Below are 7,382 nucleotides of genomic sequence, written 5' to 3' on the forward strand. Positions count from 1 at the left end.
ACAAAATTGTTCTAGTTACAGGCGCAAATCGTGGCATTGGCAAGGCACTGGTTGAATCCTTTATTGAACGCGGAGCTACCAAAATCTATGCCGCTGTGCGAAAGCTAGAGAGTGCCTCTCTACTGGTGGAAAAATATGGCGATCAGGTTGTTCCAATTCGGATTGATTTAAACGATCCCCAGTCTATTGTGATCGCTGCTCAAGTCGCCAAGGACGTGCAGATGGTGGTTAACAATGCAGGAGTTTCTAGTGGCTCTACTCCTCTGGCTGAAGACGCGATCGCATCTCTCGAATTCCATATGAACAGTAATGTATATGGATTGATGCGGATGGCGCAGGCATTTGCCCCGGTGCTAAAAGCCAATAAAGGAGGTGTCTTTGCCCAGATCAACTCGGTTGTTTCCCTAAAGGCATTCCCTAGCGGGAGCAACCTACTCGGCTTCAAAAGCTTCTGCCTATTCGATTACGCAGTCATTACGGGAGATGTTGAGCGAGCAGGGTACAATTGTTTTGAGCGTTCACCCTGGTCCAATTGCTACGGATATGGCTGATGCAGCAGGACTGACTGAGTTGCAGAGCCGCCTAAGTTAGTCGCCGAAGCGATAATTGAAGCACTGAAAAATGGTGAGTTTCATGTCTTTCCTGATTCAGTCGCGAGGCAAATTGGCAGCGCGTATGAAAGCTTTGCATCCAATCCGTCTTTAGCACTTCGATAAAGAGCTTTCGATATTGTGCTAGGCAATAGACCGATTGAAAAATAGTCACTAAAATGGCTAAAAAATCTACGCAGCGGTGCTTACGAGCTACGCAACCCAGTTTCTCAGTGGGGGTATGATGTGCGTAATCGGCTGGTTGCTGATGTGTTTTATGATAATGGGCAAGAATTCATCCAATTCACCAACGGCAAGGAAATGTTGGTAGAGACGGCGTAGCACTCTTAGTGGAAACGAGTGCTGGAATATGCCAGTATTTGAAGTGCGATCATAAATCAATGGTTTTTCCTACTGCCAACTTCACTTACTTGTTCAGTGTTTTAGTCGCTTGAGTAGTTTTGTCAGCCAACTAGATCAGAGGTGGCAGTCCTATTTTGTTAGGTAACTTTCCATAACTCGGTCATAATACCAACAACACTTGGTAACAGATTAAGTTATCTTTAGCCCAAGTATATCTATAAGTATTTTAGCGAATACCCCTTTTAAACCTGAATCCTTACAAAAATGTTACCAAACCTACTTTGCCAAATTCCTGTAGAACAACATCCACAGCTAATTTTCAAGCGCACGTTCCAATTAAATGGCAGTGGCATTTTCTACGCATCTAGTAACCCAGATCATTTTCCAGAACATAGCGTTCCTCATATTAAAATCTCTATCCCTTTAGGGAAAACTTCATTTCAGGCAATCTGGCAGACTGGAGCAGGTCAACGCAAAAAACAGCACGTTCGAGAAGGTGATATTTGCGTTCTACCTGCAAACTTGCCGCATGAAGTCGTGCTAGAAAGTAAACAGGAAATGATAGGTATTAATTTTGACCCTGTATTTATCGAGCAAATTGCCGATGAATTGACGGGTAAGAAGGTTGAAATTATTGCACAGTGGGCAGCCCAAGACCCTTTAATTCAACAACTTGGGTTCGACCTACGCAGAGAGTTTCAGCAATCTCCAAGGGGTTTGTATGTTGAGTCAGTCATTCAAGTACTGGCAAATCACCTGATCAGACACTACTGTACAAGTCAAATTGAGATGGTAGATGCGGTTTCCAAGCTCTCGCACCAAAAACTTCAGAAGACGATAGATTACATCCACGCTCGACTGGAACAAGATATAACGTTAAGCGAACTTGCGGATGTTGCCCAAATGAGTCAGTACCGCTTTGCACGGGCATTTAAACAATCTATAGGTATTCCTCCTCATCAGTATTTGCTTTCACAACGAATTGAACGGGCAAAAAAACTTTTAACCCTGACGCAATTACAAATTGCAGATATTAGTTATCAGCTTGGATTTGCAAGCCAAAGTCACTTTGCAGCCACGTTTCGTCGATTTACTAAAGTCACCCCGAAAGCCTACCGAAATGTAGTGGCAAGTTTTTGACAAACTGGGCAAGAAGTTTGTAGCTTACCTTGAGGTGTGAAGTCTAAGCTAAAGCAAAGGCACAACTAAAATAAGCATTCATGCTCAATTTCCCTCCGATTGTTTTGATGCAAGACGGAGACCCAGCAGGTCTATACGCCGCTTTTGTCTTGGGGCGATCTTTGTAGACGTGCCTTGATTATTGACTCTGGCAAACTCCGCTTACTCTCTTATTGACTTCCCCACATGAAAAATCAAAAACCAGCTTTTGTTTTCGATCAAAAAGCCGCTTCTGACTATGATAAAAGGTGGGCTAAGTTGGCTCCAATCCGCGACTCTCTTGATTTGTTCATCCGAGCCATACTATCAGAACTTCCTGCTGATGCCCGGATACTCTGCGTTGGTGTAGGAACTGGCTTGGAATTGATTGCTCTTGCCCAAGCATTTCCACAATGGCGATTCACTGCGGTAGAGCCTGCGATTCCTATGCTTAATGTTTGTCGCCAGAAGGTTGAAGAAAGTGGCATCACGGCACGCTGCACTTTCCACGAAGGTTATCTCGATTCGCTGCCTGCATCAGGCTTGTTTGATGCGGCGACTTGCCTTGTCGTTTCTCACTTCCTCATGCAGAAAGAGGAGAGGCGCAACTTTTTTAATCAGATTGCTTTACGGCTTCGCCCCCAAGGATATTTGATTAGTTCTGATATAGCTTATGATATGTCTACTTCAGACTATCAAAGCCTTTTTAATGTTTGGTTGCGAATGATGAAGTCTGCCGAACTGCCGGAGGAAGATATTGAAAAGATGCGCGCGTCCTATGGTCGTGATGTTGCTGTGCTGCCACCCCAAGAAGTTGCATCACTCATTGCATCGGGCGGCTTTGATGCACCTGTGCTATTTTTTCAGAATTTACTGATTCATGCTTGGTATTCAAGGCGAACATCACCCAATTAAAAGCTAGTGTGGTAAAACTTACTAGAGAAGACGACTCTCTAAATTAGCCAAGTAACCCTTGGGGTCTCTGCGAAATCGATATTGTTCAATTCTGGCAATGCGTGGTGTTTTTGCAGTTGAGATCGTAATTCGAGCCAAGTATGAATATCAACTTGTGCTAAATCAGATGCGGTAAAAAAGTGAAGCTTAGTAGCGATGGCGCAAGCGCCCGCCGGATACTGTTGGCGAATATAATACATAGTTGTGTTTTCAAGTATTACTTAAGCTGAAACGTCCAATCTGTCGTTGGGGCTTTTAGTTGTAACACTTTTGTTTATGCGTTTGTAACACTTTCGCCAACAGTATCCCGCCGTAGGCGATCGCACAGGCAAGTTTGACAGAGCCACGAATAACGAGGGATGAGGGAGCAACCTTACGACCAGTACAACGAGGTTGATGATGACGTAACATACCAAAAATATGTTCTAAGTCATTATTAGTTCTGGGAAAGTCTTCAATTTCGTAACAATGAAAAAGTCCATACCAGTAGTTATTGGTGGTTTTTATAAAGTAAGGCACTTACTCGAAATAAAAGTACTCTTGTGCCTCGGAAAGCCTTTCTATCAAAAGACCAGAGCGCTCCTTGCTTGCTTCCACTAAGTGGTACGGGGCTTTCTGAGCCTAAATACGCACTCTTTGAGCCAAAATATTTTTAATACGAGAGAGAAGAAGGCATGGGTGCAGAGGAGATGTTATACCAATTCTTTAAAATGCGGCTACAGATAAAGCCTCTAATACCAATTCTCTAAAATTCGGCAACAGATACAAAGCACAAAACTCTTGCTGCATCTAGGTTTCTTAATTGCGAATTGCGAATTGGTATTAATATCTCCCACTAATTGCTTAGTGTTAAACACTCACAAGCCAATCGCACACCACAGACCTACACCCGCTCCCAAAGTTAACCCAAACCTGCCACTGCCCCAAATACCCATTCCAGTAAGGCTCCCCATCAGCAACACCGATAGCTTTGCCGATTGTGGAGACTAGCTGTTGGTAGAACTGACCAGCGCTGTCCAAACCTTGCTGCAATTTCAGCTTTAGCCCCTTCCATCCAAGAATCGCAATATTTTCTGGGGTATGTGGTGCTGTGTCACTGAGTGGTGTTGCAAAAACTATATTATTAGTGCCTGACACCACTTCAGTATTGTGGGATATGGACAGTGATGTTGTGTCAGTTACTGGTGTTTGTAACTTTATATTATTCATGACTGACACCGAATCACAGTTTGACGCTTCATCCCGATTTAACCACCGCCCAAAAATCGAATCACGCTGATCATCAACAGGCACGAATTGATAGACGCACTCCCGATTTTCACGCTTACCCAACCGACCGATATAATCGAGTTTCAAATCAATCTTGGCAAGTAATTTCTGTGCAATCACTACTGGGGTCAGTTTTTCCGAGATACTGACATTCAAGTAATTTTTGATAACGTGCCGATGCTTTACAGCCAGGGCTTTAAACTCCACCAGCTTCTTGTCGCTGCCACGTAACTGAACCTCTGGTGTAAGAAACTGCAATATCTGAAGATTTTCGAGTAACAACACAGCAGGCCAAATTCTTACTTGCTGCTTTAACGGAATCAGCAACTGCTGCGTACTTCACGAGATCGCACTCAGGGTAGACGATACACACAATCAAACTCCACCTCCTGTAGAGTTAATAACTTGTCCAGTTACCCACTGTGCATCATCTGTTACTAACCAACCAATTAAACGGGCTGCATCTTCGGGTTGCCCCCATCGCCCTTGAGGGTTGGCTCTTAGAACTGACTCATAAACCTCCACACAGGCATAACCTGTATCTGTTGCTCCAGGATTTATGGCATTAACGGTAATCCCGCGTCCAATTAGATGAGCTGATAACGAGAGCGTGAGTTGATGCAATGCGCCTTTTGATGCAACGTATGATAATTCATTAGGCATGGGATTGAGATGTTGTCCAGAAGTTAGGAGAATGACCCGACCGCCAGAACAACCATTATGTTGAGCAGCAAATGCTTGCACTAACAATAACGTTCCTCGCACATTTACTTGCAAATGTGTATCAATTTCGGCTGTGGTCAGTTGTTCTAAATTTCCCATTGTGCTGTAAGCATGATTCGCAATCAAAATATCGATGTGTCCAAATGTTTGAACCGCAGTATTCATAATTTGACCTGGTACAGCAGGATCGAGAAAATTTCCTTGGGCGTGTGCAATCCGAGTACCATGCTTTTGAAGCAGAGCAATCAATGCAGAAATTCCATCAAAATCGGCTCCCCAGGCTTGAGTAGCATCATAGGGTGAATAAGAGTGAATGAAAACGTCTGCACCCAACATTGCTAATCGTTGCGCGATTGCAAATCCAATTCCTTTACGCCGACTTACACCTGTAACTAGGGCAACACGACCTTTCAACACTGCTTCAGGCACAACTAGAAAACCTCTGTACTATTTGGACGTACTACTAATGTAACTTTTATACTTCCGGACTTTCAAAGCACTGCCTTCTTTATAAAGTTATGTAACTTTTTGCATTATTTATAACTAACAAGTTGATAGCTACTATGCAAACAGTTTGTGACTGACTATAACGTAGCCAGAAAAAATCAATTATTTTGGACTGCTTACTTATAAGGAATTATGAAACATCCATTTGATCTAAAAATTGCTGAACTCGAATCTATTGATTTAAAGATTACAGCGTTAAGCGATGACGAAGCCAATCAAGTTTGTGGTGGTTTTGCAACTGTTACCAAAGCTATAGGTGAAGAAGGTGGTAGGGTTACTACCCTAGCTCTGGGCGAGGAAGGTGGTACGGCTACTACCAAAGCTCTGGGCGAGGAAGGTGGTACGGCTACTACCAAAGCTGTAGGTGAAGAAGGTGGTACGGCTACTACCCTAGCTCTGGGCGAGGAAGGTGGTGGGGACTTGTGTCGCTCTTGAAGAAGGTGGTCGCTCTTAACCCAAAAATTTTTGGGTTAAAACCTTGAATAACTGCTTTAAATCTAGCTGATTGATGACAGCATAATATACGGAACGCAGCATTCCATATATTATGCTGCACTTTTGTCGCAATACTTCGCCAATTTTTTGGCGAAGTATTGTTATTGAGGAATTATTTTTCTAAAAAATTACTATTTAGAAATGAACATTTTAATTTTAGGTAATTCTCAAGATGCTCATGCATTAGCTATGCAGCAAGCTCTTACTAAGGCAGGAGCGAGAGCAGATTATTTCGATACTTATTCTTTCCCAACTCAATTAAAAATATCTTGGGAACCAAAAACACAAGCAGGAAGTTTAATATTACCTGAAGGAGGTAAGTTAGAAATTGGAGAAATACATAGTGTTTTCTGGCGAAGTTTTTCTGGTGTTTATGTGCCGTCTTTAAACAATTCTCAGCAACAGGATATTGCTATCAATGATTCAATGAGCACTCTGCGCTCTTTCATGCAGGCTTGTCGGGGGCGTTGGGTAAATTCCTGGCAAGCATACCAGCTTCATAAAGAAAAACCTCTACAACTGAGTATGGTGAACAATATAGGGGTTTCAATTCCACAGACTCTTGTTAGTAACGATCCAGAACAAATTATTTACTTTACTGAATCTTTAGATAAAGCTATCTTTAAGCCTGTTTATGGAGGTACATATACTAAACTAGTAACAGCAGAGCATCTAGACCCAAAGCGATTAAGTTTAGCCCTACAAATTTCTCCGGTAAAAATACAGGAATATATTCCTGGTACTAATATTCGTAGCTATGTAATTGGTGAGTCAATTTATGCTGCTGAGATTCGAACTAGTCAGTTAGATTTTCGCCTAGACGAAAAAAGTGAATTGATTCCATTAGACCTGCCCTCTTCGGTTCAAAAGCAATGTTTAGACATTGCTAAAGTATTGATGCTGGAGTGGACAGCCATTGACTGGCGTCTAAAACCTAGTGGTGAATATGTTTTCCTCGAAGCAAACCCCAGTCCAATGTTTTTACATTTTGAGGAAAAAACAGGTTTTCCCATTACTCAAGAGTTAGTTAGGCTATTAATGCAGTAGCTCTGGTAAGAATGCTGCTAATCATTTGATGGAACAGTGAACTACTCTGACCTACACCGCCACCAACCAATCACATACCACAGACGTATACCCGCTATTCATTGTTAATCCAAACCTGCCACTGCCCCAGACATGCATTCCAGTAAGGCTCCCCATCAGCAACGCCAACAGCCCCGCCTTCCTTGGCAGACTAACTGTTGGTAGAACTTGCCAACGCTGTCGAGTCCAAGGCGCAGCTTCAGGCGTAACCCCTTCCATCCAAAGACAAGAGGATCT

At 42.9% G+C, this 7,382-nt stretch carries 8 protein-coding genes and 2 pseudogenes; 6 read left to right on the top strand and 4 right to left on the bottom strand.

The window, feature by feature from the left end:
• Positions 1 to 62: 62 nt before the first annotated feature.
• The 4 genes and pseudogenes from H6G26_RS44055 to H6G26_RS36300 form a co-directional block, all read left to right on the top strand.
• Positions 63 to 362: pseudogene (locus H6G26_RS44055) on the top strand (SDR family NAD(P)-dependent oxidoreductase); the annotation flags it as partial.
• A 100-nt stretch (positions 363 to 462) separates the two neighbouring features.
• On the top strand, positions 463 to 591 hold the full coding sequence (locus H6G26_RS44060; RefSeq protein WP_347242574.1) for a hypothetical protein: 129 nt from the start codon (positions 463 to 465) through the stop codon (positions 589 to 591).
• 626 nt (positions 592 to 1,217) lie between these two features.
• Complete coding sequence (locus tag H6G26_RS36295; protein ID WP_190736260.1) at positions 1,218 to 2,093, top strand: AraC family transcriptional regulator; 876 nt, start codon at positions 1,218 to 1,220, stop codon at positions 2,091 to 2,093.
• 225 nt (positions 2,094 to 2,318) lie between these two features.
• A complete protein-coding gene (locus H6G26_RS36300; protein WP_190736262.1) occupies positions 2,319 to 3,026 on the top strand; it encodes a class I SAM-dependent methyltransferase in 708 nt (235 codons plus the stop codon).
• Positions 3,027 to 3,395: 369 nt separating this feature from the next.
• On the opposite strand, the pseudogene H6G26_RS36305 reads toward H6G26_RS36300, so the two are convergent.
• From H6G26_RS36305 to H6G26_RS36315, 3 genes and pseudogenes are all read right to left on the bottom strand, one after another.
• Positions 3,396 to 3,584: pseudogene (locus H6G26_RS36305) on the bottom strand (ISNCY family transposase); the annotation flags it as partial.
• Positions 3,585 to 3,914: 330 nt separating this feature from the next.
• Positions 3,915 to 4,661: a hypothetical protein gene (locus H6G26_RS36310; RefSeq protein WP_190736266.1), complete on the bottom strand. Its 747-nt coding sequence runs from the start codon at positions 4,659 to 4,661 to the stop codon at positions 3,915 to 3,917.
• A 48-nt stretch (positions 4,662 to 4,709) separates the two neighbouring features.
• The gene (locus tag H6G26_RS36315; protein ID WP_190736268.1) at positions 4,710 to 5,486 is read right to left on the bottom strand and encodes an SDR family oxidoreductase; all 777 of its coding nucleotides are present in this window, start codon (positions 5,484 to 5,486) and stop codon (positions 4,710 to 4,712) included.
• A 210-nt stretch (positions 5,487 to 5,696) separates the two neighbouring features.
• On the opposite strand from H6G26_RS36315, the gene H6G26_RS36320 reads away from it, so the two are divergent.
• On the top strand, positions 5,697 to 5,999 hold the full coding sequence (locus H6G26_RS36320; RefSeq protein ID WP_190736270.1) for a hypothetical protein: 303 nt from the start codon (positions 5,697 to 5,699) through the stop codon (positions 5,997 to 5,999).
• A 201-nt stretch (positions 6,000 to 6,200) separates the two neighbouring features.
• Positions 6,201 to 7,106, top strand: coding sequence for an MvdC/MvdD family ATP grasp protein (locus H6G26_RS36325; RefSeq protein ID WP_190736272.1), 906 nt, complete (start codon positions 6,201 to 6,203; stop codon positions 7,104 to 7,106).
• Positions 7,107 to 7,157: 51 nt separating this feature from the next.
• On the opposite strand, the gene H6G26_RS36330 is transcribed toward H6G26_RS36325, so the two are convergent.
• Positions 7,158 to 7,382 (bottom strand): hypothetical protein (locus H6G26_RS36330; RefSeq protein ID WP_190736274.1); only part of this gene is annotated, 225 nt, incomplete at its 5' end.

It is taken from the genome of Nostoc sp. FACHB-888, assembly GCF_014696655.1.
In the GTDB taxonomy this organism is placed as follows: domain Bacteria; phylum Cyanobacteriota; class Cyanobacteriia; order Cyanobacteriales; family Nostocaceae; genus Nostoc.

Excerpts from the sequence above, each read along its gene's own strand:
- H6G26_RS36320 (WP_190736270.1), top strand. The coding sequence starts at position 5,697 with ATGAAACATCCATTTGATCTAAAAATTGCTGAACTCGAATCTATTGAT.
- H6G26_RS36325 (WP_190736272.1), top strand. The coding sequence starts at position 6,201 with ATGAACATTTTAATTTTAGGTAATTCTCAAGATGCTCATGCATTAGCT.
- H6G26_RS36300 (WP_190736262.1), top strand. The coding sequence starts at position 2,319 with ATGAAAAATCAAAAACCAGCTTTTGTTTTCGATCAAAAAGCCGCTTCT.
- H6G26_RS36295 (WP_190736260.1), top strand. The coding sequence starts at position 1,218 with ATGTTACCAAACCTACTTTGCCAAATTCCTGTAGAACAACATCCACAG.